Annotated in this window: 22 protein-coding genes and 1 pseudogene; 11 read left to right on the top strand and 12 right to left on the bottom strand. The window is 64.7% G+C overall.

The annotated features are described in order from the left end of the window. Positions 1-74 precede the first annotated feature (74 nt). A complete protein-coding gene (locus tag NKH21_RS24965) occupies positions 75-977 on the top strand; it encodes a LysR substrate-binding domain-containing protein (RefSeq protein WP_352663055.1) in 903 nt (300 codons plus the stop codon). A gap of 20 nt (positions 978-997) precedes the next feature. Here NKH21_RS24965 and NKH21_RS24960 read toward each other — a convergent pair whose 3' ends face one another. After that, entirely contained in the window at positions 998-1,987 is a 990-nt protein-coding gene (locus NKH21_RS24960) for a zinc-dependent alcohol dehydrogenase family protein (protein ID WP_352868096.1), read from the bottom strand. A gap of 103 nt (positions 1,988-2,090) precedes the next feature. Between NKH21_RS24960 and NKH21_RS24955 the strand changes: the two genes are divergently transcribed. Together NKH21_RS24955 and mutL are read left to right on the top strand one after the other, a co-directional pair. Then, the gene (locus NKH21_RS24955) at positions 2,091-2,993 is read left to right on the top strand and encodes a LysR family transcriptional regulator (RefSeq protein ID WP_352663061.1); all 903 of its coding nucleotides are present in this window, start codon (positions 2,091-2,093) and stop codon (positions 2,991-2,993) included. Positions 2,994-3,073: 80 nt separating this feature from the next. After that, a complete protein-coding gene (gene mutL / locus NKH21_RS24950) occupies positions 3,074-4,924 on the top strand; it encodes a DNA mismatch repair endonuclease MutL (RefSeq protein WP_352663064.1) in 1,851 nt (616 codons plus the stop codon). Positions 4,925-5,167: 243 nt separating this feature from the next. On the opposite strand, the gene NKH21_RS24945 is transcribed toward mutL, so the two are convergent. Next, the gene (locus NKH21_RS24945) at positions 5,168-6,061 is read right to left on the bottom strand and encodes a DMT family transporter (protein ID WP_352663067.1); all 894 of its coding nucleotides are present in this window, start codon (positions 6,059-6,061) and stop codon (positions 5,168-5,170) included. A 90-nt stretch (positions 6,062-6,151) separates the two neighbouring features. Between NKH21_RS24945 and NKH21_RS24940 the strand changes: the two genes are divergently transcribed. After that, a complete protein-coding gene (locus tag NKH21_RS24940) occupies positions 6,152-7,078 on the top strand; it encodes a LysR substrate-binding domain-containing protein (protein WP_352663070.1) in 927 nt (308 codons plus the stop codon). 230 nt (positions 7,079-7,308) lie between these two features. Next, positions 7,309-7,542 carry a DUF2093 domain-containing protein gene (locus NKH21_RS24935; protein ID WP_031211156.1) on the top strand — a complete coding sequence of 78 codons (234 nt, stop codon included), beginning with the start codon at positions 7,309-7,311 and terminating at the stop codon, positions 7,540-7,542. A 249-nt stretch (positions 7,543-7,791) separates the two neighbouring features. Here NKH21_RS24935 and lpxK read toward each other — a convergent pair whose 3' ends face one another. The 8 genes and pseudogenes from lpxK to NKH21_RS24895 all read right to left on the bottom strand — a co-directional run bounded on the left by lpxK (position 7,792) and on the right by NKH21_RS24895 (position 16,266). Beyond that, complete coding sequence (gene lpxK / locus NKH21_RS24930) at positions 7,792-8,820, bottom strand: tetraacyldisaccharide 4'-kinase (protein WP_352663073.1); 1,029 nt, start codon at positions 8,818-8,820, stop codon at positions 7,792-7,794. A gap of 1 nt (position 8,821) precedes the next feature. Next, the gene (waaA, locus tag NKH21_RS24925) at positions 8,822-10,138 is read right to left on the bottom strand and encodes a lipid IV(A) 3-deoxy-D-manno-octulosonic acid transferase (protein ID WP_352663076.1); all 1,317 of its coding nucleotides are present in this window, start codon (positions 10,136-10,138) and stop codon (positions 8,822-8,824) included. After that, positions 10,135-10,914, bottom strand: a complete 780-nt coding sequence (locus NKH21_RS24920; protein ID WP_352663079.1) for a lysophospholipid acyltransferase family protein — start codon at positions 10,912-10,914, stop codon at positions 10,135-10,137. The genes waaA and NKH21_RS24920 overlap by 4 nt, the downstream gene beginning before the upstream one ends. Positions 10,915-10,919: 5 nt before the next feature. Further along, positions 10,920-11,165 (bottom strand): DUF4170 domain-containing protein, encoded by a 246-nt coding sequence (locus NKH21_RS24915; RefSeq protein WP_023674378.1) that lies wholly within the window; start codon positions 11,163-11,165, stop codon positions 10,920-10,922. Between the two features lie 74 nt (positions 11,166-11,239). Then, positions 11,240-12,046, bottom strand: a complete 807-nt coding sequence (locus NKH21_RS24910) for a 3'(2'),5'-bisphosphate nucleotidase CysQ (protein ID WP_352663082.1) — start codon at positions 12,044-12,046, stop codon at positions 11,240-11,242. Continuing rightward, complete coding sequence (locus NKH21_RS24905; RefSeq protein ID WP_352457105.1) at positions 12,033-13,376, bottom strand: TldD/PmbA family protein; 1,344 nt, start codon at positions 13,374-13,376, stop codon at positions 12,033-12,035. Before NKH21_RS24905 ends, NKH21_RS24910 begins: the two co-directional genes overlap by 14 nt. Before the next feature lie 239 nt (positions 13,377-13,615). After that, a pseudogene (locus tag NKH21_RS24900) lies at positions 13,616-14,867 on the bottom strand (NAD(P)/FAD-dependent oxidoreductase). Between the two features lie 10 nt (positions 14,868-14,877). Beyond that, a complete protein-coding gene (locus NKH21_RS24895) occupies positions 14,878-16,266 on the bottom strand; it encodes an aminotransferase-like domain-containing protein (RefSeq protein WP_352663091.1) in 1,389 nt (462 codons plus the stop codon). A gap of 312 nt (positions 16,267-16,578) precedes the next feature. On the opposite strand from NKH21_RS24895, the gene NKH21_RS24890 reads away from it, so the two are divergent. From NKH21_RS24890 to NKH21_RS24875, 4 genes are read left to right on the top strand one after another with little or no spacing between them, the layout of a single operon-like run. Further along, complete coding sequence (locus tag NKH21_RS24890) at positions 16,579-17,748, top strand: ABC transporter ATP-binding protein (protein WP_502903367.1); 1,170 nt, start codon at positions 16,579-16,581, stop codon at positions 17,746-17,748. Positions 17,749-17,753: 5 nt separating this feature from the next. After that, positions 17,754-18,803 carry an ABC transporter substrate-binding protein gene (locus tag NKH21_RS24885; protein ID WP_352663097.1) on the top strand — a complete coding sequence of 350 codons (1,050 nt, stop codon included), beginning with the start codon at positions 17,754-17,756 and terminating at the stop codon, positions 18,801-18,803. A gap of 5 nt (positions 18,804-18,808) precedes the next feature. After that, on the top strand, positions 18,809-20,089 hold the full coding sequence (locus NKH21_RS24880; RefSeq protein WP_352663100.1) for an ABC transporter permease: 1,281 nt from the start codon (positions 18,809-18,811) through the stop codon (positions 20,087-20,089). A 2-nt stretch (positions 20,090-20,091) separates the two neighbouring features. Further along, entirely contained in the window at positions 20,092-20,919 is an 828-nt protein-coding gene (locus NKH21_RS24875) for an ABC transporter permease (RefSeq protein WP_352663103.1), read from the top strand. Positions 20,920-20,964: 45 nt separating this feature from the next. Here the strand turns inward: NKH21_RS24875 and epmA are convergent, their stop codons facing one another. Beyond that, on the bottom strand, positions 20,965-22,011 hold the full coding sequence (gene epmA / locus NKH21_RS24870; RefSeq protein ID WP_352663106.1) for an EF-P lysine aminoacylase EpmA: 1,047 nt from the start codon (positions 22,009-22,011) through the stop codon (positions 20,965-20,967). Positions 22,012-22,125: 114 nt separating this feature from the next. Between epmA and efp the strand changes: the two genes are divergently transcribed. Beyond that, positions 22,126-22,692, top strand: a complete 567-nt coding sequence (efp, locus tag NKH21_RS24865; protein ID WP_023674374.1) for an elongation factor P — start codon at positions 22,126-22,128, stop codon at positions 22,690-22,692. A gap of 76 nt (positions 22,693-22,768) precedes the next feature. Here the strand turns inward: efp and NKH21_RS24860 are convergent, their stop codons facing one another. Then, positions 22,769-23,776, bottom strand: a complete 1,008-nt coding sequence (locus NKH21_RS24860; protein WP_352663110.1) for an AraC family transcriptional regulator — start codon at positions 23,774-23,776, stop codon at positions 22,769-22,771. 226 nt (positions 23,777-24,002) lie between these two features. On the opposite strand from NKH21_RS24860, the gene NKH21_RS24855 reads away from it, so the two are divergent. Beyond that, entirely contained in the window at positions 24,003-25,193 is a 1,191-nt protein-coding gene (locus NKH21_RS24855; RefSeq protein ID WP_352663113.1) for a sulfite oxidase, read from the top strand. Positions 25,194-25,417: the final 224 nt, after the last annotated feature.

Genomic DNA, 25,417 nt, shown 5'->3' with positions numbered 1-25,417 from the left:
TTGGTGACCAATCTAGCCAGACAAAATGCAGCTGTGACGCTGGAAAATCCTGATCTCTTGTATAAGCTCAGCTTATGCGAAGCTTGCGCCACCTGCTGCCGTCGGCCGGCAGCCTGATCGTTTTCGAGGCCGCCGGGCGGCTGTCGAGCTTTACCGCCGCCGGGCGCGAGCTCGGCATGACGCAGGCTGCCGTGTCTTATGCGATCCGCGGGCTCGAAGAGCAGCTCGGCGCGAAACTCTTCCAGCGCCGCCACCGGCAAGTCAGCCTTACCGAGGCCGGCGACCGCTTCCATGCCGACGTCTCGCTCGGCCTGTCCCACATTCGCAAGTCGGCGGAAGACCTGCGCCAGATCGCCGTCGGCGCTCATGTGACGCTCGCCGCCTCGACCGCTTTCGCCTCGTTCTGGATGATGCCGCGCCTGCAGCAGTTTCGCGACGAATTGCCGGGCATCGACCTGCGCATCCAGACCGCCGATCGCGATCTCGACATCATCGCCGAGGATATCCCGCTTGGTGTCCGCGGCGGCGAGCCCAGGGAATGGCCGGATTATCATTCGCTGCCGCTGGCCGATGAAGTGATATTCCCCGTCGCCGGCGTTAGTTATGTGGCCCGGTTCGGGCTGCCGGAGCGCGTCGCGGACCTTCCATCGCACCGCCTCATTCATCTCGAAGAGCCGTTTCGCGAGGCCGCCAGCTGGGACGAGTGGTTCGCCTCGGCCGGTGTCGACATCGCCGATGCCGGGCGTGGCTTGCGTATCAACGACTATGCGCTGGTGATCCAGGCAGTGATGGAAGGGCAAGGCATCGCGCTCGGCTGGGGTCACCTCGCCGAGCGGCTGCTGGCATCAGGGCTGCTGGTGCGCGTCACCGGCCACACGATGACGACCGGCAAGGGCTTTCATGTCATCTGGTCGAGGAACCGCGAGCTCAGCGACAACGCCCGCAAGGTGCGGGACTGGCTGGCGGCGCAGGCGTGAGGCTATCCCACAATGCCCGGTCAAACCGTCACGACGATCTTGCCGAATTGTTCGTTGGATTCGAGATAACGGTGCGCCTCGACGATCTGGTCGAACGGAAAGGTCCTGGCGATTGCCGGCTTCAGCGAACCCGAGCTCAGTCCGTCAAGGATGAACGCCTTGGCGGCCTGCAGCCGGACTGGATCGCGCACGATCTCGTGGACGAGATAACCGCGCAGCGTCAGTGTCTTTGCCAGCACTGCAGGTAGCGGAAAAGGTGTCGGGTCGAGGCTCAAGCCGCCATATTCGATGAGAATGCCACCCGGAGCCATCGCTGCCGTCAGAGGCTCGAAGATCGGCCCGCCGACCGCGTCGAACACCACGCGCACGCCGTCCGGGCCGGCGATTTGCTTCAGCCTGGCTTCCAGATGCTCCTCTGCCGAGGCGATGACGTGGGTCGCGCCGAACTCAAGCAAAGCCCGCTTCTTGGCAGATGTCCGTGTGACCGCGATCGGGGTCGCGCCAATCATGTTGGCGATCTGGATCGCCGCAAGTCCGACGCTGCTCGACGCCGCGGTGATAACGACAAAGTCCTCCCTGCCAAGTTTGGCAATGTCGACCAGCGCACCGCAGGCCGTGAGATATTGCATCCACGCTGCGGCGGCCTCTTCCCAGCTCAGCGATGGCGGGTGCTTGACGACGAGCTCGGCGGGATATGTGGCAATCTCACCATAGGCAGGCCAGCGGGCCATCGACAATGGCGGCACCACGCTGACGGCATCGCCCGGCGCAAAGCCGTCCACGCCTTCACCGACCATCTCGACGATACCCGCCGCCTCGAGCCCAAGACCGGAAGGCAACGGCGCGGTCTGGATATATCTGCCTGAACGCAGCAGCGCCTCGGCCCGGTTGAGGCCCAACGCCTTGACACGGATCTGAACCTCGCCCCGCCCAGGCGCGGACATGTCGACATTCTCGATGCGCAGAACCTCGGGACCACCCAGCTCATAAAAACGAACGACACGTGCCATCGGTCACGACTCCAAAATATTTGAACTGAATGTGCTATGCCAGCGGCGATCAGGCGGATAAATGGCCGTTTGAGTAGATCAGCAGAAACTGTGGGTTTTGAATATGGATCGCCTTACGAGCATGGCCGTGTTCGTCAAAGCCGTCGACCTGGGCTCGTTCGCGGCCGCGGCCGCCGCTCTCGATCTGTCCGGGCCGATGGTCGGCAAGCATGTCCGGTTTCTCGAGGAGCGCCTGGGCGTGCGCCTCATCAACCGGACCACGCGCCGCCAAAGCCTGACGGATTTCGGGCGCGCCTATTATGAACGCTGCCGGCTGGTGCTTGCTGAAGCGGAGGCCGCGGATGCGTTGGCGGCCGACCAGCTTGCCGAGCCGCGCGGAAAGCTGCGTGTGCTCATGCCGATGCATTTCGGCCGGCGCTGCGTTGCCCCGATCCTGTTCGGGCTTGCGCAGCAATATCCCGCGCTGGAACTTGACCTATCGTTCAGCGATGCCATCGCCGATCTCGTAGAGGATGGCTGCGACTTCGCTGTCCGCACGGGCGATCTGGAGGACCAGACCGGGGTGATAGCGCGTCGCATCGCGCGCCAGCATATGGTCGTCTGCGCGTCGCCGCCCTATCTTGAGCGGCACGGCCAGCCGCAGCAGATAGATGACCTCGGCAGCCATCATGCGATCATCTACCGCCGTTCCGGGCGTGCCGTTCAGCCGTGGCTGTTTCCGCACAACGGCCAGCCCGCGATGGAGGTTAAGCCCGTCGGCAGATTATGGCTCGACGATCTCGATGCCATCGCCGATGCCGCGGCCGCCGGCATGGGGCTCGCCTGGCTGCCATACTGGCTGGTGCGCCAGCGCATCCAGGCGGGCGCGCTTGTCCCGCTGTTGCCGGAACAGCCGAAGTTTCTCTACGACGTTCATGCCGTTTGGTTGCAGACGCCACATCTGCCGATGAAAGTCCGCCTTGCCGTCGACGCACTGGCGGCAGCGCTGCCCAAGCTCATGAGTTGAGTGCACGAGCGCGTTCAGCTGCGTGGATTTCCTCAATTCCGCCCTCCCGCATCGACCACGAATCCGCCTATAGTGCTGCCATGCCCATCCGCCAGCTTTCCGAAACGATGATCAACCAGATCGCCGCCGGCGAAGTCATCGAGCGTCCGGCAAGCGTGGTCAAGGAACTGGTCGAGAATGCACTCGACGCCGGCGCGACGCGCGTAGAGATCGTCACCGCCGGTGGCGGGCTGAACCTGATCCGCGTCAGCGACGACGGCTCGGGCATTCCGGAAAAGGAACTGGCGCTGGCGATTGCGCGCCATTGCACCTCCAAGCTCGCCGACAACATTCACGACATTCGCTCGCTTGGCTTCCGCGGCGAGGCCTTGCCGTCGATCGGCTCGGTGGCGCGGCTGTCGATCCGCTCGCGCACCGCGTCCAGTGAAAACGCCGCCGAGATCGGCATCGACGGCGGCCGCGTCTCCGCCGTCAGGCCGGCGGCGGCCAATCGCGGCACCACGGTCGAGGTGCGCGACCTGTTCTTCGCCACGCCGGCGCGGCTCAAATTCATGAAGGGCGAGCGCGCCGAAAGCTCGGCCATTGGCGACGTGGTCAAGCGCATCGCCATCGCCTTCCCCGCCGTGCGCTTCACCCTGGCCGGCCCGGACCGCTCGACGCTGGAGCTGCCGGCGACCGACGACAGCCCGGAAGGCCGGCTGCGCCGTGTGGCGCAGGTGATGGGCGCCGACTTTCCGGACAATGCGATCGCCATCGACGCGATGCGGGACGGCGTGCACCTCGCCGGCCATGTCTCGGTCCCCTCCTTCACCCGCGCCAACGCGCTACAGCAATACGCCTATGTCAACGGCCGCCCGGTGCGTGACAAATTGATCGCCGGCGCCATTCGCGGCGCCTTCGCCGACGTGCTGCCGCGCGACCGCCATGCCGTCACCGTGCTGTTCCTGACGCTCGATCCGGCGATCGTCGACGTCAACGTCCATCCGGCCAAGGCAGACGTGCGCTTCCGCGACCCGGGGCTGGTGCGCGGGCTGATCGTCGGCGCCATCCGCGAAGCGCTGGCCAATGCCGGCATCCGCGCCGCCACCACCGGGGCCGCCGGCATGATGGCGGCGTTCCGGCCAGGCGCGGCATCCTATGCGCATGGCGGGCCGGCCAACGGCCACCGCAGCTACGAGGCCGCCTATCGGGCCTCCGGCTTTGCCGGGTTCGATCCTGGCCGCTCGCCACAGCGGCCGCTCGATGTGGGCGGCGGGTTCGGCGAGGACGAGCAGACGGCCTTCGATGCCGGACCGCTGCACAGTGCCGACGCGCGCGCCGGCCAAAACGAAGCGGCGGAGACGCTGCTCGGCACGGCATTGGGCGCGGCGCGCGCGCAAGTGCACGAGAATTATATCGTCGCCCAGACCAGGGATTCGCTTGTCATCGTCGACCAGCATGCGGCGCATGAGCGGCTGGTCTACGAGGCCTTGAAGAACGCCCTCCACTCACGCGCGGTGTCGTCGCAGATGCTGCTTTTGCCGGAGATCGTCGATCTGCCGGAGGAAGACGCCGAGCGGCTTGCCATGCATTCCGAGACGCTGGCCCGGTTCGGCCTCGGCATCGAGCGCTTCGGCCCCGGCGCCGTTGCGGTGCGCGAGACGCCGTCGATGCTCGGCGAAACCAACGTCCAGCAGCTGGTGCGCGACCTCGCCGACGAGATCGCCGACAACGACACAGTCGACACGCTGAAAGGGCGGCTGGACAAAATAGCCGCGACCATGGCCTGCCACGGCTCGGTGCGTTCCGGCCGCCTGCTCAAACCGGAAGAGATGAACGCGCTGCTGCGCCAGATGGAGGCGACGCCAGGCTCCGGCACCTGTAACCATGGCCGCCCGACCTATATCGAGCTCAAGCTCGCCGACATCGAGCGGCTGTTCGGGCGACGGTAGGGCCTGCGGCTTACGACGTCCGCTGGCGCAGCCCCCTCTCCGGCCGCTCCGCGGCCACCTGTCCCCCAGTTTGGTGGGGGCGAGGAAACGCCAATCGCCAAAGGCCGCAATCTTGAAAACCTTGGGTTCCTCGCCCCACAAGGTGGGGAGAGGTGGTTTGCGAAGCAAACCGGAGAGGGGAAATCAAAAAGAGCCGTTCGATACGGCTCTTTTTAATTCAAGCAAGCCTCCGAACCCTCTGACTTACCTCTTCAAATTCACGACGACGATGCCGCCCAGCGCCAGCGCCCCGCCGACTATGCCGAGCAGCGTCGGCACCTCGCCCAGCCAGAAGAAGCCGATCAGCGTCGCCACCGGCGACACCAGATAAAGGAAGTTTGAGGCACGCGCCGCCGGCAGCCGGGAAAGTGCGGTTGCCCAGGCGGCATAGGCAATCAGGCTGGGTACGATGCCGAGAAAGATGACCGCGCCGAGCCCGGCGGTATCGGCGGCCGCCGCCTGCGCCAGGCCGCTCGGCAGGAACGGCGACAGGCAGAGCGCTCCAAGCACCATGTTCGAGGCCGAGATGGTCAGCGGGTGGTGGCGGGCAAACAGCGGCTTCTGGACGATGGTGTTGACGGCCGAGCACAGCGCCGAGCCGAGGACAAGCAGCGCACCGCTGTTGAAATGCAAGCCTTGCCCCTCGCCTATGGCGATGATGCCGATGCCGGCGAAGGACAGGAATGTGCCGGCCCAGGCCAGGCCCGAGAAGCGTTCGCCGAGCAGTGCCATGGCCATGATGGCGGTGAAGATCGGGCTGACATTGATGATGAAGCCGGCCGCACCGGCCGAAACGGTCAGTTCGCCGAAATTGAGCATCACCGTGTAGAGCGCGACGAAGACGGCACCACCGAAGGTAAAGCGCCAGAGTTCATCGAGCCTGGGCAGTACCGGCCGCTTGACCGCGAGGAAGATCGCCGCCGGAACCGCGGCGATGGCAAAGCGCAGCGCGCCAAGTTCCAGCGGCCCGAAGGCGGCAAGGCCGGCGCGGATCGCCGGAAAGGCGGAGGCCCAGCCGACCACCGTCAGCGTCACCGCGATGGCAGCCTTGGCATCCATGCGCTGTGTCGTATTCAACGTGCCGGTGTAAGCGCTCATCTGGGTGTCCTCGCGATCCAATGCCATGAAGTAGAGAAACGCTATTGCGGGCCGGTTGACAAACGAACAAATCGAGGATCAGCTGTGACTATGGATCACAGCTTAGACCCGATGCTGCCGCTCGAAACACTGCGCGCCTTCGACGCCGCCGCTCGGACCGGCAGCTTTTCGGCGGCGGCCGAGAAGCTCAACATTACCCACGGCGCCGTCAGCCGGCAGATCGCCAAGCTCGAGGGCTGGCTCGGGCTGAAAGTCTTCGATCGCGGCGCCCGCGGCGTCTCTCTGACCGTCGAAGGCAACCGCCTGCATCTGCGCACCACGGAAGCCTTTGCCCTGATCGCCAGCAATTCGGACCGTTGGGTCGAGCCGCGCGGTACGGCGGTGGTGCGGCTGACCTCGATCCCCTCGGTCAGCGGGCTGTGGCTGATGCCGCGCATGGCGGCGCTGGAGAACCACCCGTCCAAGCTGCGCATCGTGCTCGACGTCGACATCCGCCAGGGCGATCTTGCCGACGAAGGCATCGACCTGTCGATTCGCTGCGGGCGCGGTCGCATTCCGGGCCGGATCTCGGTGCAGCTTTTCGAAGAATATGTGTTCCCGGTCGCCTCGCCGGAATTGGCCAGGGAGATCGGCCGCGGAGATCCTGCCCGGCTGCTCGACTATCCGGTGATCAACGATTCCGACGCTTCGGCCTGGCGCGCCTGGTTCGCCGCGCAGGAGATGGACTATCGGCCGCGGCCGCACGACCGCCGTTTCGAGGACTACAACCTCGTGCTCGACGCCGCCGCGCACGGGCTCGGCATTGCGCTGGCGCGTCCGCCGTTGACGGTGGACCAATTGAAATCGGGCCGCATCGTCGCCGTGGACGAGCGCACTGCGCTGAGCCCGATATCTTACTGGCTCGACCGGCCGTTGGGGCGCCCGCGCGCCGCCGCCGCCGAACTCGCCCGGCGCATCGCCGTCCAGGCCGGGCTGCCAGCGGAGAAGATCGAAGAGTTTATCATCGCCGAGGAATGAGATGCCTAACGCGCGTCGCGTTCGACCGGCCTGATGCGGCGCGCTTCAGGTACTTGTGTTTATGCATGTCGCGCAAAACCGCTGCACACTTTTGCGCGACATGCATTGGCATCCGCTTTGCCGGCTTGTTCGAACAAGTGCCGCCAGAAACAGAACCAGGCAAAGCCAAGCGAGCTTGACCTCGCCGCAATTTGTGGCGATGACATCGTCATGAATTTCGGCACCACCCCATGATGAACCGTTTCGAAGGCCCCGGCGGCAAGGAAGCCCGCATCCGCTATCTCGACGGCGACTTCCAGGTGACCAGCCCCGGCGCCTTCGTGCGCTGCGCGGTGACCGGCGAGAGCATCCCGCTCGACGAGCTTAAATATTGGAGTGTCGCCAGGCAGGAACCTTATGTGAACGCCGCTGCCTCGCTGCGCCGCGAGATCGAAGCGCATCCGGAACTACGCCGCCGACGCTAGTCCGACGCAAATGGAAGCCGCCCCGTTGCGACCCTTCGCGCTCTGCCGCGGCGTCAGGCCGGCAACACCGAAACCTTAGAGATTATCTTGAAATAAAAAACCCGCCTCGGGGCCGAGGGCGGGTCGTCGGTGAATCATCACTATACCCAAATTAGTAGCATAGCTGCCGGCACAAAGCAAGAACAAAATACGTTCGACCGGCGGAAAGTTGCAAATTCCAGTCCCCGCATCGCGGTGCTGAGCTGCTGGTCAGCCTTTAAGCCGGCGCTGCCGCCAGGCATCCAGCGTCTCGTCGATGATGCGTTGCGGCACGTGGCCGAGCTCGAAGACGGTGTCGATCTCCAGCACGTCGAGCCCGTCGAGGAATTCCGGCGGTGCTGCGCCGTGACGCAGGCGGGCAGCGTCCTTGGCGGTGGTAATGAGGCCAAGACCGGCTTTACGCGCCGTCGCCGTCAATTCAGCAAGCTCGTCCGCACTGTAGAAATGATGGTCAGGAAATGGTCGGGTCAGCGCAAGCTCGCCGCCGGCCTCGCTTACCGTGTCGAAAAACTTGTCGGGATGGCCGATGCCGGCGAACGCCAGGAACCGCCTGCCGGCCAGCGTCACCTTGCTGGTCGGCGCGGTGTGCGCCTCGAAGATCGGCCTGCCGGCGCGCGCTGCCTGGCGCACGACCGTATCGGCCGCAGTGCCCTCGCCCATCTTCAGCAAGGCGCTGGTGAAGACCAGTTGGTCGACGATGTTTGCCCGCAGCGGCCCGCCGGGGATGACGCGGCCATTGCCGATGCCATGGCGCGCGTCGACGACGACGAGCGCATAGTCGATGTGGATGCGCGCGCTCTGAAAACCGTCATCCATGATCAGGAAATCGCAGCCGAGCTTCTCCAGCAGAAGCCTGGCGCCGGCGGCCCGGTTCGGCGTCACCGCGACCGGCGCGTGTTCGGCGAGAAGCAGCGGCTCGTCGCCGACATGCTTGGCGGCGTCGTGGTGCGGATCGACGATATGCGGCTGGGCGAAGGAGCCACCATGGCCGCGCGACAGGAAACCCGGATTGAGCTGCATGCGCCGGGCCTGCTCGGCCAATGCGATCGCCACTGGCGTCTTGCCGGTGCCGCCGACGGTGAAGTTGCCGACGCAGAGCACCGGCGCCTCGACCTTTTCGCGCGGCGCGTGCCGCATGCGGCGACCGGCGACGAGCGCATAGACGGCGGAGAGCGGCGACAGCGCCGTCACCCGCCAGTCCGGCTCTTCCCACCAGAAGGGTGGCGCTTCCGAGGTCACGTCAGCGCCCGTTCGCGCCCTTCAGGCGCGACTTGACGACCAGCGGCTGGATATAGGGCTCGAGCGACCTGAGCGTATGCGCCAGCGCACCGCGCATCTCGTCGACCGTCGCCGCACCCGCCGCCATCATCTCATGGCGGGCCGCCTCGTCGGTCAAAAGGAAATTGACGGCGCCGGCCAGCATATCGCGGTCGCGCACCAGCTTGGCGCCGCCACTGTCGAGCAGGCGCTGATAAGCCTCGCGAAAATTCTGGACGTTGCGGCCGGCAAGCACCGCCGTCTCCAGCATGGCCGGTTCCAGCGGGTTCTGGCCGCCCTCGGAAGTCAGCGAACGGCCGACAAAGGCGATTTCCGTCAGCCTCAGATAAAGCCCCATCTCGCCGATCGTGTCGCCGAGCAGGATATCGGTATCGGCGGTGATCCTGTCGCCCTTGCTGCGCTGCGCCAGCTTCAGGCCCATGCCGGAAATCTGGGCGGCCAGCTGACCGGCGCGATCGGGATGGCGCGGCACGATGATGGTCAAGAGCCCGTGGTGGCGCTTGTGCAGCATGGCGTGAACTTCGGCGGCGACCGCCTCTTCGCCGTCATGGGTCGAGATCGCCGCCCAGGTCGGGCGGCCGCCGATCTGGCGTTTCAGCGCCGCCAACGCCCGTTCGTCGGCCGGCGGCGGCGCGGTGTCGACCTTGAGATTGCCGGACACGGTGACCGGCCGGGCGCCGAGCGAAAGGAAGCGCTCGCCATCGAGATCCGACTGGGCGACGACATGGGCGAGATTTTCGAACAATGCTTCGGCAATGTTGGCGCGCTTCTTCCAGGACTTGAAGGAGCGGTCGGACAGCCTGCCGTTGACCAGAACCTGCGGCACGCGGCGGGCGCCGAGTTCCAGGATGGTCATCGGCCAGATCTCCGATTCGGCGATGATCGCCAGGTCCGGTTGCCAATGGTCGAGGAAGCGGCTGACCGCCGGCTTGAGGTCGAGCGGCACATATTGGTGGATGATGCGGTCGCCCAGCCGTTCTTCGGCGACCTGTGCCGAGGTGACGGTGCCCGTCGTCAGCACGACGTTGACGCCGTAATCGAGAATGCTCTCGACCAGCGGCACGACGGCGATGGTCTCGCCGACGCTGGCTGCATGGATCCAGATCACCGGGCCTTCGGGGCGCTCGCGTCCGGCGACGCCGTAGCGCTCGCGCCGGCGAATGCGGTCCTCCTTGCCTCTGGACGTGCGCCAGGCGACGTAAGGTCCGACCAGCGGGTAGGCGACGGCCCCGGCGAAGCGGTAGGCCGTCAGGAAGGCGCGCGCCCAGCGCATACTCATTTCGAACCGTCCACAAGGCGATAGGCCTCGGCGGTCGCGGCATTGAGCGAGGCCGTGACCTCCTGGCGCTTGCGTTCCATTTCCGCGGCGTCGGCGTTGGCCGGCACGAAGACAGGCGTGCCGACGACAATCGAGGAGCGGCCGAAGGGCAAGTTGATCGTCGTCTTGTCCCAGCTGCCCTCGATCACCTTGCGGCGGCTGGTGGCTATCGCGGCAGGCAGGATCGGCCGGCCGGACAGCCGCGCCAGGAGGACGACGCCGAGCCCCGCATCGCGCGGTGTGCCGTGGGGAATATCAGCAATCATGGCGACATTCTTGCCGGTGGCGAGCGACTTTTTGAGGGCGATGAGCGCCTTGGCACCGCCCTTGTCGAGATGCCTTGCGCTTTCGCGCCCGCCAGAGCCGCGAACGGCCTCGATGCCGAATTTCTCGACCATCAGGGCGTTGAGCTCGGCATCGGCGCTGCGCGATACCATGGCAACCAGCGGCCGTCCTTTGGGATAATAGGCCGGGGTCAGCAGATGCTGCCCGTGCCAGAGTGCGATGATGCCAGGCTCGAGCTGCGCATAGGCGCCGCCGGAAAACTTCGCCGATCCTTCGACCAGGCGGTTGGTCACGCGGACAAGGCGGACGAAATACGCAAACAGTGCGGCAAGCGCATTCTTGACGAATCGCGACTGCGCCAGCGGTTCGCGGATCTTGCGCCAGAACGTCTTCGGCTTGCGACGTCTGACCGCCGACCGCGGGGCTGACCGCTTGACCGCTTCATGGTTCATCGATGTCAACCGACAGCCTTGTTTTCGGGGTCGAGCAGGCGGTGCAGGTGAACGACGAAATAGCGCATATGGGCATTGTCGACGCTGGCTTGCGCCTTGGCCTTCCAGACGGCGTGCGCCGATTGATAGTCCGGATAGATGCCGACGATGTCGAGCGCGTCGAGATCGCGGAATTCGGTGCCGCCCAGCTTCTTGAGTTCGCCGCCGAACACCAGGTGCAAAAGCTGTTTCTTTCCGTCTTCAGCGGCCATGTCGATCCTTCACATATCGTGAGTTTGGGACAGGTCTAGACCAAAGCCGCCGACTTTGGAACTATTGATAGTGGTCAATTGTCCAGCCCGGCGATGACGCCGGCGAGCACGGCCAGGAGTTCGCCGCTGCCGGCGGCGAGCGGTCCGTGACGGATCACTTCGCCGGCATAGAGCGGCGCGCGGCCGTGCCGATCGAGCAAGGCGCCGCCTGCCTCGCGCAGGATGAGATCGGCCGCGGCGATGTCCCAGTCATGCGCATTGGCCTTAACGAAGGTGGCATCGAGCTGGCCGCCGGCGATCATCGCCAGCCGGTAGGCGAGCGAAGGAATATAGGGCACCCGCCTCAGCCGCTTATGCCATTTCGCCGGCATCAGGTCGATCATCGGCTTCGGTCCGGCAATTTCGGCCGTTTCCGACGGCGGACGCACGCTGATGCGCTGGCCGTTCAGGAATGCGCCCTCGCCCGGCAGCGACCAATAGATTTCGCCCTTCGCCGGGCAGTCGAGCACGCCAGCAAGCGTTCGGCCTTTCTCGACCACCGCGACGCTGACGCACCATGTGGGCAGCCCTTCGAGGAAGCCGCGCGTGCCGTCGATCGGATCGACGACGAAGGTGCGGCGCGCGACAAGCCTTACCGGGTCGTCGACGGTTTCCTCCGACAGCCAGCCATAATCCGGCCGGGCCGTCAGCAAGGTCTCGCGCAGATATTTGTCGGCGGCGTGATCGGCTTCGCTGACCGGCGAGGTGCCGCCCTTCATCCACACTTGCGGATTGTTGTTGAAGTACTGCATGGCGATGAGCCCCGCCTCGCGGGCGGCATCGCGCAACAGCTGCAAGTCTTCAGTAGCGCCGGCCGAGACGGCCGGGTCAAGCTCCGGCAAGGGTCATTCCTTCGATCAAAAGCGTGGGCGCGGCAGTGCCGAAATTGCGGTCGAGATCGCTCGCCGGAACCATGTTGAGGAACATCGTCTTCAGATTGGAGGCAATGGTCACCTCGGCGACGGGATAGGCCAGCTCGCCGTTTTCGATCCAGAAGCCGGAAGCGCCGCGGCTATATTCGCCCGTCACCATGTCGACGCCCTGGCCGAACACTTCGGTGACGTAGAAGCCGGTCTTAAGCGACTTGATCAGCTCTTCCGGCGTGTTTTCCCCGGGCTCGATCGCGAGATTGGTCGACGATGGCGAGACCGACGAACCGCTGCGCGAGCCGCGCCCATTGGTAACGAGGCCGAGTTCGCGAGCCGCCGAGGTCGACAGGAACCAGTGGTTGAGCACGCCCTTGTCGACCATGAACAGTTTCTCGCCCTCGACGCCTTCGCCGTCGAACGGGCGCGAGGCCTGTCCGCGGCGCCGGAGCGGCTCGTCGGTGACGGTGATTGCGGCCGAAGCCACCTTCTTGCCCATCATGTCGCGCAGAAAGCTGGTCTTGCGCGCCACCGCGGCGCCATTGATGGCACCGGCAAGGTGGCCGGCAATGCCGCGCGCGACGCGCGGATCGAACACCACGTCGACCGGCCCGGTCGCCGCCTTGCGTGCGCCAATGCGGCGGACAGCGCGCTCACCGGCCTTGCGGCCGATGTCTTCCGGCGCGTCGAGATCGGAAAAATGCTGGCGCGAGGAGAATTCGTAATCGCGCTCCATGCCGGTTCCCTCGCCGGCGATCACGCTGGTCGAGCGCGAAAAACGCGAGGCGACGTAATGGCCGACGAAGCCGTGCGAGGTGGCGAGCACCAGGCCGCCGAGCCCGGCACTGGCACCGCTACCGGCCGAATTGGTGACGCCCTTGACGGCAAGCGCCGCCGCTTCGGCGGCAAGCGCTGCCTCCTTCAGCTGGTCCGCCGACACCTCGGTGGCGTCGAACAGATCGAGGTCGCGCGGCTTCTTGACCAGCAAGGCCGGGTCAGCGAGGCCCTGATAGGGATCCTCAGGCGACACCTTGGCCATGGCGACGGCGCGCTCGGCCAGCATATTGGGGTCGGATGCCGCCGTTGCCGAAACGCTCGCTACCCGCTTGCCGACGAAGACACGCAGCGAGACGTCTTCGCTCTCGGACGCTTCTGTGCCTTCGACCTTGCCGAGCCGCACCGAGACGCCGGTCGAACGGCCGCGCACCGCAACCGCATCGGCGGCATCGGCGCCGGCCCGTTTGGCAGCCTCGACCAGGGCCGCGACGCGATCGGTCAGTTTCGCTGCGTCGAGCGTATCGGTCATGCGCATAATCCTGTTATTTCCGGCTGGCTGAAGGGCAGCCGCTGCTGCACCATCTATTGTCCCGGTGCCGCTTCTGCAATGGGAGAAGCGGACAATCAGGAGGCATCTAGCCCCAGGTCGGCGCGACCGATCTAGAGCTGGTGCGTCCTTCTAGACGCACAAGATCTTTGATTTTGCACCTACGCTGGCCTGATCGGAAATAGACTCCTGATCAACCCGAAGGCGAAATGTTCGATCGATCAGGCGCGGAAGCGACCAGCCGAAAACGCCGCGACACGCGCTGGATCGCCGCGACCACTGATCAGTTCAGCGACCAGGCGTGCAGTGATCGGAGCGAGTGTCAGGCCAAGGTGGCCATGACCGAAGGCATGAATCACCCTGGAGCTGCCGCGCGACGGGCCGATGACCGGCCGGGAATCGGGCAGCGACGGCCGGAACCCGAGCCACTCGGATGACGGCCGGCCGAGTTGTGGAAAGAACTGCCTGACACCGCGATCGAGCAGCGCCAGCCGGCGTGGATTTGCCGGCGCTGCAAGCCCGCCGAGCTCGACGGTTCCGGCGACACGCAGCCGGCCGTTCATCGGCGTCATGTAGAAGCCGAGATCGACAGGACAGACCGGGCGATGGAGCAGGGGCGCCCCGGTCGGGAATTCGAGATGATAACCACGTTCGGTCTCGAGCGGGATCCTGTCGCCGGCCTGCATGGCCAACGCCCGCGCTTGCGCGCCCGCGGCGATCACCACCGTGTTCGCCTTGATGCGAAAGCCGGAACCGCTGAGCCTGACACCGTCCGCCTCGACCCGCAGCCCGGTTATCTCAGCCTGCGCTACCGAAACGCCGCGGGCGGTCGCGGCATTGAGCAGCCGCCGCATCACTGTCTTGGGATCGGTGACATTCATCGAGTCGGGGAAGTACAGGCCGCTGGCCCCGGTCGCGGGCAGGCCAGGCTCCAGCGCGGCGACCTCTTCCGGTGTCAGAACCTCTTGATGGACGCCAAACCCGGCGCGCAGCGCCCTGCCCCCCGGCGGCCTTGGCGAAATCGCTCTCGCGGCGATACAGGTAGAGGCAGCCGTTGCGGCGCAGCAGGTCGGCCAAGTCAGCCTCCTCCACCATCTCTTCCCAGGCCGGCAGGGCCTCGGCCAGTAGACCGGCGAGCGCCAGCGCATTGGCGCGGGTGGCCGCCGGAAGCGATTGCCTCACGAACTGAACCAGCCATGGCGCAAGCTGCAACAGCGCCGGCCAGCGCAAGGAAAAAGGGCTGTCAGGATCGAGAAGCAGCTTTGGCAGCGCGCGCAGCACAGCCGGATTGCCCACCGGCATGCAGGCATATTCGGCAATCGTTCCGGCATTGCCGAAGGAGGCCCCGGAGCCCGGCTCATTGGGGTCGATGAGCAGGACTTTGCGACCCTCAGCTGCGAGCCGGAGTGCCGTTGCCAGTCCGACAACACCGGCGCCGACGATGGCGCTTTCGACCCTTTCCGACGCTGCCATCATTAAATTCCTAGACGAAGCCAGGCAATTGCAGATGGCCCGCCGATAACAGTTCGGCCATGGTGTTCAGGGCCGTGCGCAGATCGTCGAGCGAGCGCGCGGCGCCGACATTGATGCGCACGCCGTGCTGTACCGGCTCGCGCCCAACCGCGAAGGCGTCACCCGGGAGCACAGCAACGCCACGTTCCAGGCAGGTGCGAGCGAAACCGGCGCCACGCCACGGCTCCGGAAGGCGCAGCCAGGCATGCGTCGAAGTGGGGTGGTTCTGGACATCGAAGCGGCCGAGGATTTCGGTGAGGATGGCCTGGCGCTGGCGAAGCTCCTGCTTCTGCGTTTCTATGATGCGCGCCGCCAAGCCCTCTTCTATCAGCCGCGCGCCGATCAGCCCCGTCAAGGGACTGATGCTCCAGCAGTTGATGCGCAAAGCCGCTGCGACCTGGCCGGCTATGGCGCGTGGCGCGATAACAAAACCGAGGCGCAGCCCTGGGGCAAGACATTTCGACAAGGCGCCGACGTGAACCGTCAATTCGGGCTCGAGGCTGGCAAGCGATGGCAGCGGATTGTCTGCCAGCGGCCGGTAGACGTCATCTTCGATGATGAGGACGTTGTGGCGGCGGGCCACGGTCACCAGCTCGTGCCGGCGATCCTCGGATAGCGTAATGGTCGTCGGGTTGTGCAGGGTCGGCACCAGGAAGACCGCGCGTGGGCGGAGCTGCGCGCAGGCCGCGTCGAATGCGTCGGCCCGCATGCCACCACGGTCCATCGCGACGCCTCTGAGGTCGAGCCCATGCACCCGGCACAGCGCGTTGATGCCCTGATAGGTCACTTCGTCGGCGAGCACGACCTCGCCTTGCCTGGTCACCGCGCCAAGCACGCAATCCAGCCCGTGCTGGGCGCCCGCCGCCAGCACCACGCGGCCGGGATCGCCTTCCCCCGCTACCGGTCGCATCCACTCGGCGATTGCCGTCCTCGCCCAAAGCGGCCCCTCGGGCGGATGATAATCCTGAAGCGTGGCATAGTGCCGGTCCTTCGACAGGCGCGGCAGCAGCAGCGCTAGCGCATCGAGATAGGCCGAGGTTGCCGGCCGGTTGACGGAAAGGTCGATGACGCCGGTGTCGTCGCTTGGCGCCGAGACGAAGCCGGGTCTTTCGCCGGCGTCGCGGGCCGCGACCGTCGTGCCGCGCCCAGGCCGTGCTTCGAGCAAGCCGCGCTGCTGGAGCGTCGACAGTGCGCGCGTCACCGTGGTGACATTGATACCCAGTGCGCGGGCAATCTCGCGCTGCGGCGGCAGCCGGTCTCCAACTGCAAGTGTGCCGGACGTGATCCGTTCGGCAATAGCGTCGGCAAGGCGCCGGTAGACCGGGCCTTCATCCGAGGCGAGTTGCAGGTCCTGAAGCATGCGGATTGACGGATTCGGTGTGTTGACGCTCTGGCTATCGGCGCATCTAGCATAAGACAATGCTCCAGACAATAGCACTTGTCCGGTAGGTATTTTCAAAATCCGGCCCGGAAAATCTCACACAATCGCGAAGAAAGCCGCTTGACGGCCAAACTTGTCTGCATCTATGGTTCTTTAGCGATCGATTGTGTGAGCATACAAGTTTGGTTTGCCGCCATTGTGCGGCAGCGTCATGCGAGACCGATATATGCACGGCAAGCGCCACCTCGTTTCGACAAGCAGCTTCTGCCGCAGCTCGACGGACTTACGTCCGTGATGGCCGAAGCGACAGCCCTGTCACGCGACAGTGCCGGTTCTGCACGGGCGGGCGATGCCGGCAGCCAGCGATTTGTCGAATTTGTCGATGTCGAGAAATCATATGACGGCCGGACCTTCGCGGTAACGCGGCTGAACCTCGGCGTAGCGCGCGGCGAGTTCCTTACCCTTCTCGGACCTTCCGGTTCGGGCAAGACGACGACGCTCAACATGCTTGCAGGGTTCGAACGGCCGACCAGCGGCGTCATCACGCTTGAAGGCCGGTCGGTAGACAGGCTGCCGCCCTACGAACGCAACATCGGCATGGTGTTCCAGAACTACGCGCTGTTTCCGCATATGAGCGTTGAAGAGAACGTCGCCTTCCCGCTCTCCGTCCGCAAGATTACCAAGACGGAAGTCGCGGCCCGCGTCGGCCGTGCGCTCGACATGGTGCGGCTGCGGCAGTTCGGCGACCGGCGGCCGGCACAGCTTTCCGGCGGCCAGCAGCAGCGCGTAGCGCTTGCCCGCGCGTTGGTGTTCGAGCCGAGCCTGGTGCTGATGGACGAGCCACTCGGTGCGCTCGACAAGAAGCTGCGCGAGCATATGCAGCTCGAGATCAAGCAACTTCACACAATGCTCGGTGTCACCATTGTCTATGTGACACACGACCAGAGCGAGGCGTTGACCATGTCGGACCGCGTCGCCGTTTTCAACAATGGCGGGATTGCCCAGCTCGGTTCGCCTGATGATCTCTACAACGCGCCGCAAACTTCGTTTGTCGCAAGCTTTATCGGCGAGAACAATACGCTGCTCGGCAAGGTCGACCGCGTCTCTGGCAAGGAGTGCCGCGTTGCGCTGGACGGCGGCGGTTCGGTAACGGCGCTGGCCATCGGTGTTGCGGAGGGCGCGGCCTGCCATATCGCTATCCGCCCGGAGCGGCTGAAGCTTGCGCCCGCTTCGAACGGAGCAAATGCGTTGGCCGGCACGGTCGATGGCCGCATCTATCTCGGCGACCACCAGCGTCTTCTGGCCAGGCTGGAAAACGGACAGGTGCTGACCGTCAAGGTCGGCCCCGAAGCGACCATGGGCAACGGGGAACCGGTCACGGTTTCCTGCGCGCCCAACGACTGCCGCGCCTTCCCGACAGATGCCGGAACGGGCGGTTCCATCTCGAAAACAGGGGAATAACAACAATGAAAATCACCAAAGCACGGCTGTTCGCCTTTGCGGCAGCCACAGCATTCATCACCTCAGGACATGTCGCCTTCGCCGACGAGCTTTCGATCATGGCCAGCGGCGGCGCCTGGCAGGATGCCCAGCGCAAGGCGTGGTTCGAACCATTCAGCAAGGAGACCGGCGTCAAGATCGTCGAGCAGGAATATCTCGGCGATCTCGGCAAGGTCAAAGCCATGGTCGACACCGGCAACGTGCCGATCGATCTAGTGACGGTCGAGACTGCGACCGTGCTGCAAGGTTGCGACGCCGGCATTCTCGAGCGCCTCGACTATTCCAAGATCGCGCCGCGCGAGAAATTCCTCGAAGGCTCCGCGCTCGACTGCGGTGTCGGTCTCGACGCCTATGGCGACGTGCTCGCCTACGATCCCAACGTGCTGAAGGAGGCGCCGACCTCGGTGCTCGATATCTTCGACACGACCAAGTTTCCCGGCAAGCGTGCGATGCGCAAGTTCCCGGCGCAGAATTTGGAATGGGCGCTGATGGCCGATGGCGTCGCGCCGGCCGATGTCTACAAGGTGCTGGCCACGCCGGAAGGCGTCGACCGCGCCTTCAAGAAGCTCGACACCATCAAGAAAGACATCGTCTGGTGGGACGCCGGCGCACAGCCGCCCCAGCTCCTCGCCTCGAAGGAAGTGGTGATGACCACCGCCTGGAACGGCCGTATCCAGAATGCCATCGACAAGGACGGGGCGCCGTTCAAGATCGTCTGGAACAACCAGATCCTCGAATACGACATGATCGCCATTCCGAAGGGGGCCAAGAGCCCGGACCTGGCCTACAAGTACCTTGCCTATATCAGCCAGCCGGAAATCAACGCCAAGCTGGCCAGCTACATCACCTACGGGCCAGTGCGCACCGATGCAGCTTCCTTTGTCGCGCCGGACGCGCTGCCCAAATTGCCGAACGCGCCCGACCATATGAGCGCTTATCTGGTCGCCGACACCGAATTCTGGGGCGACTACGGCGAGGATCTGGTCAAGCGCTTCAACGCCTGGCTCGCGCAGTAGGAAAAATGACGGCGCTTGGGCCCACGGAACTGAATCGGCCGCGCATCGTGCGCGACCGGTCGGCTGCCGATGCCAAGGCGGCGAAATCCGTCACGGCAAAGCTTCGGCGCGCTGAGTTCGGCGATCGATTACGGTCGCTGGCGCTGGCGGCACCTTTGCTTGTGCTGCTGGCGCTGAGCTTCGGCATCCCGATCGTCCTGCTGCTGTCGCGCGCCGTCTATGATCCGACGATTGCTGACGCCCTGCCGCAGACCAGCCAGGCGCTGCGCGGCTGGAACGGCGCGGGACTGCCAGGCGATGCCGCCTTCCTGGCCCTTGCCGCCGACCTCAGGGACAATCAGGCCAAGGGCACCGCCTACGAACTCGCCAAGAGCCTCAACGCCCGCCTGCCCGGTGCGCGCAGCCAGGTGCTCAAGACGGTACGCCAACTTGAGGCTGCCGACAGGCCGCCGCTGGAGGTGATGAAAGGCGTGCCGTTCTGGTCGGCGCCCGGCACGTGGCCGGCCATCGAGAGCGGCACCCATAGCGTGACGTCGTTCTACCTGCTTAGCGCGCTTGATCTGCGCTGGAACGCCGATGGAGGCATTGACAGAGTGCCGCCGCAACAGGCGATCTTCCTGCAGGTGTTCATGCGCACATTCTTCGTCGCCGCGGCGGTGACGCTGGCCACGCTGATACTGGGCTTCCCCCTCGCCTATCTCATCGCCTCGGTGCCCAAGGGCCTCGCCGCCATCCTCATCGTCGCGGTGCTGCTGCCATTCTGGACGTCGATCCTGGTGCGAACCGCGGCCTGGACCGTGCTCCTGCAGAAATTCGGCCTGGTCAATGATTTGCTGTTGTGGCTCGGCATTGCCGACGACCGGCTTGACCTGATGTACAGCCGCATCGGACTGATCATCGCCATGACCCATATCCAGCTGCCGTTCACGCTGCTGCCAATCTATAGCGTCATGCGCACGATCCCGGCCTCGCAGATGAAGGCCGCCTATTCGCTCGGCGCAAAACCCTTCACCGCGTTCCGCCGCGTCTATCTTCCACAGGTTTTTCCAGGAGTCATGGCCGGTTGCCTGCTCACCTTCATTCTCTGCCTCGGCTACTACATCACGCCGGCGCTCATCGGCGGGGCAAGCGACCAGCTGATCAGCAATTTCATCGCCAACTACGTCAATGTCGAGCTGAACTGGGAGATGGCGGCAGCGCTGAGCTTCATCCTGCTCGTCTTCACCCTGGCGCTGTTCGGCGTCTTCGCCCGCATCCTCGGCCTCGACCGTCTCAAGCTGGTGTAGCCATGCTGCTGTCTCCCTATCCGACAACAGGCGAAAGAATCCGCATAACCCTGCTCTGGCTATGGTGCGGCATGGTGATCCTGTTCCTGCTCGTGCCGATCCTCGTTCCTGTCCCCTTGTCGTTCAACAGCGGCGCCTTCTTCATCTTTCCGCTGGAGGGATTTTCGACGCGCTGGTACGCGGTCGTGCTTGGCACCCAACGCTGGCAATCGGCGATCGGCAACAGCCTGATCGTTGCGTTCGGGACGACGCTGATCGCAACGATACTCGGCACGTTGACGGCGATTGCGCTTTCCGACGAAAAGTTTCCCGGCCGCCGCATCGTGATGCCGCTGCTGCTGTCGCCGCTGATCGTGCCGGTGGTGATCACCGCCGTCGGCTCGTATCTGTTCTATGCCCGCGTCGGCCTAGCCAGCACCTATGCCGGCATCATCCTGGCGCACACCGCGCTCGCCAGCCCGTTCGTCGTTGTCACGGTGGGAGCGAGCCTCACCGGTTTCGACCGCAATCTGATGCGCGCTGCCGCCATCTCCGGAGCAAGGCCCGTCACATCGTTCTTCAGGGTGATGCTGCCGCTGATCCTGCCCGGCGTGCTGTCCGGCGCCGCCTTTGCCTTTGTCACCTCGTTCGACGAGGTCGTCGTTGTGCAGTTCCTGGCCAGCGCCAACCAACGCACCATGCCGCTCGAAATGTTCATTGGCTTGCGCGAAAAGCTCTCCCCGGCAATCACCGCCGCAGCGACACTGATGATGGGGCTGTCGATCATCCTCCTGGTCGTCGCCAATCTTCTGGCTAGACGCAGCCGGCGGCGGCCTGGACCGAGCATCTAATCCTGGGTTTCAAGCCGGGCGAGATCGGTCTTGCCCAACCTATCATCAGGAAGCGGCCACCGGCGTCCAGATTACGTCGTCGATCCTGAGCGCGCCGGTGGCGAGCATCACCAGCCGGTCGAAGCCGAGCGCCGCGCCGCTCGCCTGCGGCATGATGGCGAGCGCGGCGAGGAAGTCCTCGTCGATCGGGTAGCGTTCGCCGTAGACACGCTGCTTTTCGTCCATTTCGGCGGCAAAGCGCCGGCGCTGCTCGGCCGGGTCGGTCAACTCGCCGAAGGCGTTGGCGAGTTCGACGCCGCAGCAATAGAGCTCGAAGCGCTCGGCGGTGCGCGGATCGTCGGCGCTCGGCCGGGCCAATGCCGCCTCCGAGATCGGATATCCGAAAAGGATGGTGGCGCGGCCCTGCCCCAGCGCCGGGTCGATTTTTTCGACCATCACCCGGCTGAACAGGTCTGCCCAATTGTCGTCGGGCGCGGTCCGCAATCCGGCCTGGACCAGGGCGGCATCCAACCCCGCGCGGTCGGTGCTGCCGTCGGCTGCAACCGTCGCCAGCAGATCGATGCCGGCGTGACGCATAAAGGCCTCGGCGACGCTCAACCTTTCCGGCTCGGCAAACGGGTCGACCTCGCGGCCGCGGAAGCTAAAACGCTTCGCTCCGGTCCGTTCGGCCGCCAGCGCGACGAGCTCGGCGCAGTCGCGCATCAGGCTCTCATAGGTCTCGCCGACGCGGTACCATTCGAGCATGGTGAACTCAGGATGGTGCAAGGGGCCGTGCTCGCGGTTGCGCCAGACAGCCCCGAGGCTGAAGATGCGCTCCTCGCCGGCGGCAAGCAGCTTCTTGCAGGCGAATTCCGGCGAAGTGTGGAGGTAGAGCGGCTGGCGCCGCCCGTCCGGCCCGATCGCCTCGGTGGCAAAGGCCGACAGGTGCGCTTCATTGCCGGGCGAGACCTGCAGGGCCGATGTCTCCACCTCGACGAAGTCGCGGCGGGCGAACCAATCGCGCATGCCGGCGGCAATGGCATTGCGCAGGATCAGCCGCGGCCGGCGGTCGGCGTGGACATGCGGCGTCCACCACGGCGAGGCGACGGTCATCGGCTTCAGGGGAATTGCACAGAGGGCTGGCGATTGCGGCCAAGATGCGCTAGGCCGCACGCAACGGCCTCTCCAGCCGATTTGCGCCAACAAATTTTATCAGGATGGAAACCCGTGAAGGTCATCGCCAGCTCCTTACGCAAAGGCAACGTCGTCGAAAAGGACGGCAAGCTTTATGTGATCCTCTTTGCCGAAAACATTCATCCTGGCAAGGGTACGCCGGTCACCCAGCTCGACATGCGGCGTATCTCCGACGGGGTAAAGGTTTCCGAGCGTTACCGCACCACCGAGCAGGTCGAGCGCGCCTATGTCGAGGAGCGCGAGCACACGTTCCTCTACCGCGACGGCGAAGGCTTTCACTTCATGAATCCGGAGACTTACGACCAGGTCGCGGTGCCGGAAAGCGTGGTCGGCGACATGGCGCCTTATCTGGTCGAAGGCATGCCGGTGCAGATCTCGCAGTACAACAACATCGCCATCTCGCTGGTGCTGCCGCAGCGCGCCACTTTCGAGGTGGTCGAGACCGAGCCGGTGACCAAGGGCCAGACGGCGTCCTCGTCCTACAAGCCGGCAACGCTGTCCAACGGCGTGCGCACCCTGGTGCCGCCACACATCAGCGCCGGCACCCGCGTGGTGGTGATGACCGCCGATGGCGCCTATGTCGAGCGCGCGAAGGATTGAGGCGCGAAACCTGAAACGCCTCGCCGAAAACGTCGAGGCTGCCGGTCACGTCTTCCTCTTTGTGCCAGGGCTTCGCCTATTGCACGACGCCAGCGGGCAATCTCTGAGCCTCCAGCAACGCCGACCGCCCCTTTCGCCAGGTGCCAGGTGGAATGCCGACGAACTTTTTGAAGGCACGATTGAAGGCGGCTTCCGACTCGTAGCCGACCTCGGCCCCCGCTTGCGCGATGCTCATTTCGGGCCGTTCGAGCAAACGTCCTGCCAGTTGCAGACGCCAACGAGCAAGATAGTGCATGGGCGAGACCTCGACATAGTGGGTAAAGCGGCTCGCAAAGGCCGTGCGCGAGAGCCCTACTTCGCGGGCGAGCCGGTCCAATGTCCATTCCTCCCTGGGGCGAGCGTGGATGAGCCGGAGCGCCTCGCCGACATGTTGATCCCGCAGGCCTGACAGCCAGCCGCGCGAATCGTCGGGGAGGGTCTCGAGATGGCGGCGGATGATCTCGACGAACATCAGCTCGCTCAGCTTGGCGAGGATCGTTTCACAGCCCGCCCGCCCACTGCCACCTTCGGCCAGCGCCAGCCGAAAAAGGTCGATAACCCAGCTGCTTCCATCGGCGGGCTTGCGGGCACACAGGATGGCCGGCAACGCGGCGAGGAGAGGATTGAAGGGACGCGCATCGCAGCCAAGATACCCGCAAATGAACCGGGTCCGCTCGTCTCCACCGCCACCATGGATCACCGCGAACGGCAGGCTCTCGTCTATCGGCCGATAATACATCGCCATATTGGGTTCGCCCCGCGCCCCGGGCGAGGAGCTCAACACGTTCGGAACACCACCGGGGAAGACAACGACATCACCGGCGTTCACCAGCACCGGGGGCACCGAATCGTCTGCCAGCGCGGCCCAGCACGAGCCCGACATCACGGCATGAAAAGAAATGATGTGCTCTGCCTCCGGCATGACGGCGGCGGCAATGTCGGCCGTGCCCGGCGACTCGCCGACCCAGGGAGAGCTGGCGTCGACGTCGAAATAGATCGCACCGGTGAGGCGAACGGCTCGGAGCACATCGGAAAGGACATCCATGCACTACACCTCCGGAAACGATCGGCTGCTCCCTTTGACAACGCGTTTTTCGGCCAGGCATCTCGAACTATCCGGCAATACAGCCGCCCGAGCAACTACCCATCCGGTCTAATCCTCCTCTGAACGATCGGGCAACAAAAATGGACGATGTGACATTTGCGGGAACAACGGACGGGACTAGCGTTTCATCGACCGGCCGACAGGTCCACTAACGGGGAGGAATACCATGCACGATCAAGACATCACCAAATCCGCAGCAAGCCTGCGGATTCCGCGTCGAGAATTCATCACAAAGGGCAGCGCGGCGCTGGCGGGCCTAGCGGCATTCTTCGCGAGCCAACACGCCTATGCCTTTCCAAGCCGGCCCGGCGAGAAAGTCGTCAAATGGCTCGACCAACTGCCACCGAACCCGGTTCCGGAGGTCATCAAGAATCAGCTCGTTTGGGAGGATCTCGATTCCTGGGTAACGCCCAATGACAAGTTCTTTTCAATCGCGCATTTCAACCGGCCAGTCATCGACGCAGGCACCTGGAAGCTCGAAATCGGCGGCCTGGTCAAAAAGCCGACGACCCTGACGCTTGCCGATATCAAGGCACGGCCGCGCCAGGAAGTCACGTTCACGATCGAATGTTCGGGCAATACCGGCCTTCCGTTTTTCAATGGCGGCATCGGTAATGCGCGCTGGGCGGGTACGCCGCTCGCCCCGATCCTAAAGGAGGCCGGCGTCCTCGACAGCGGCATCGAAGTGGTCTTCTGGGCCGCCGACGAAGGCGAGATCAAGCGGACCGACGACGTCAAGTTCAAGCAGAATTTCGCGCGCAGCATGTCGCTGGCAGATGCGATGGACCCAAAGAATGTCCTTTGCTACGAGATGAACGGAGCTGCCCTACCGGCCGATAATGGCTTCCCGCTGCGGCTGATAGCGCCGGGCTGGTACGGGGTCGCCAACGTGAAATGGCTCAAGCGCATCGACGTGCGCGACCAGCGCTTCGAGAACCGGTTCATGGGACGCGACTACGTCACGCTCCGCGAGGAAGACCATAACGGCGAGACCGTGTGGGTAGAAACGTCCGTCGGACGGGCGCGCCTCAAATCGGCGCCGGCCCGGGTCACCCATATCGGCAACGATTACCGGATCGTCGGAGCCGCCTGGGGCGCGCCGATCGACCGGGTCGAGGTGAAGATCGACGATGGGCCGTGGATGCCGGCGACAATCGGCAGCGACGAGGCGGAATTCGCCTGGAAGATGTGGTCTCTTGACTGGCCCAAGCCTTCGCCCGGGGAGCACACCGTGACCTCGCGCGCGATCGACATGAGCGGCAACATTCAGCCGGCGATGAACGATCCGTGGATCGCCAAGAAACACACATATTGGGAAAGCAATGGCCAAGTGACGCGCCGCCTACGCGTCGACTGAGGATTTGGGCCAAGTGCGGCAATTGCGTCGGGCATTGCCGAATGAGCGTCAGACAGTTGGATGAGACCGCCTCGCGACACCGCAGCGGTTTCATGAAACTTGGCGGGAACATTGCGCTCGCAATCGTCCGGGACGGCGGTTTGAAGAGCGCAATATGGCCATATGAGCAAGCGCACATATGGCTGATCCTCCCCTGAACGATCGGGCAACAGAAATGGACGATG

It is taken from the genome of Mesorhizobium sp. M1329 (assembly GCF_040318035.1).
GTDB lineage: Bacteria > Pseudomonadota > Alphaproteobacteria > Rhizobiales > Rhizobiaceae > Mesorhizobium.
This window is presented reverse-complemented; position numbering and strand designations above follow the sequence as displayed.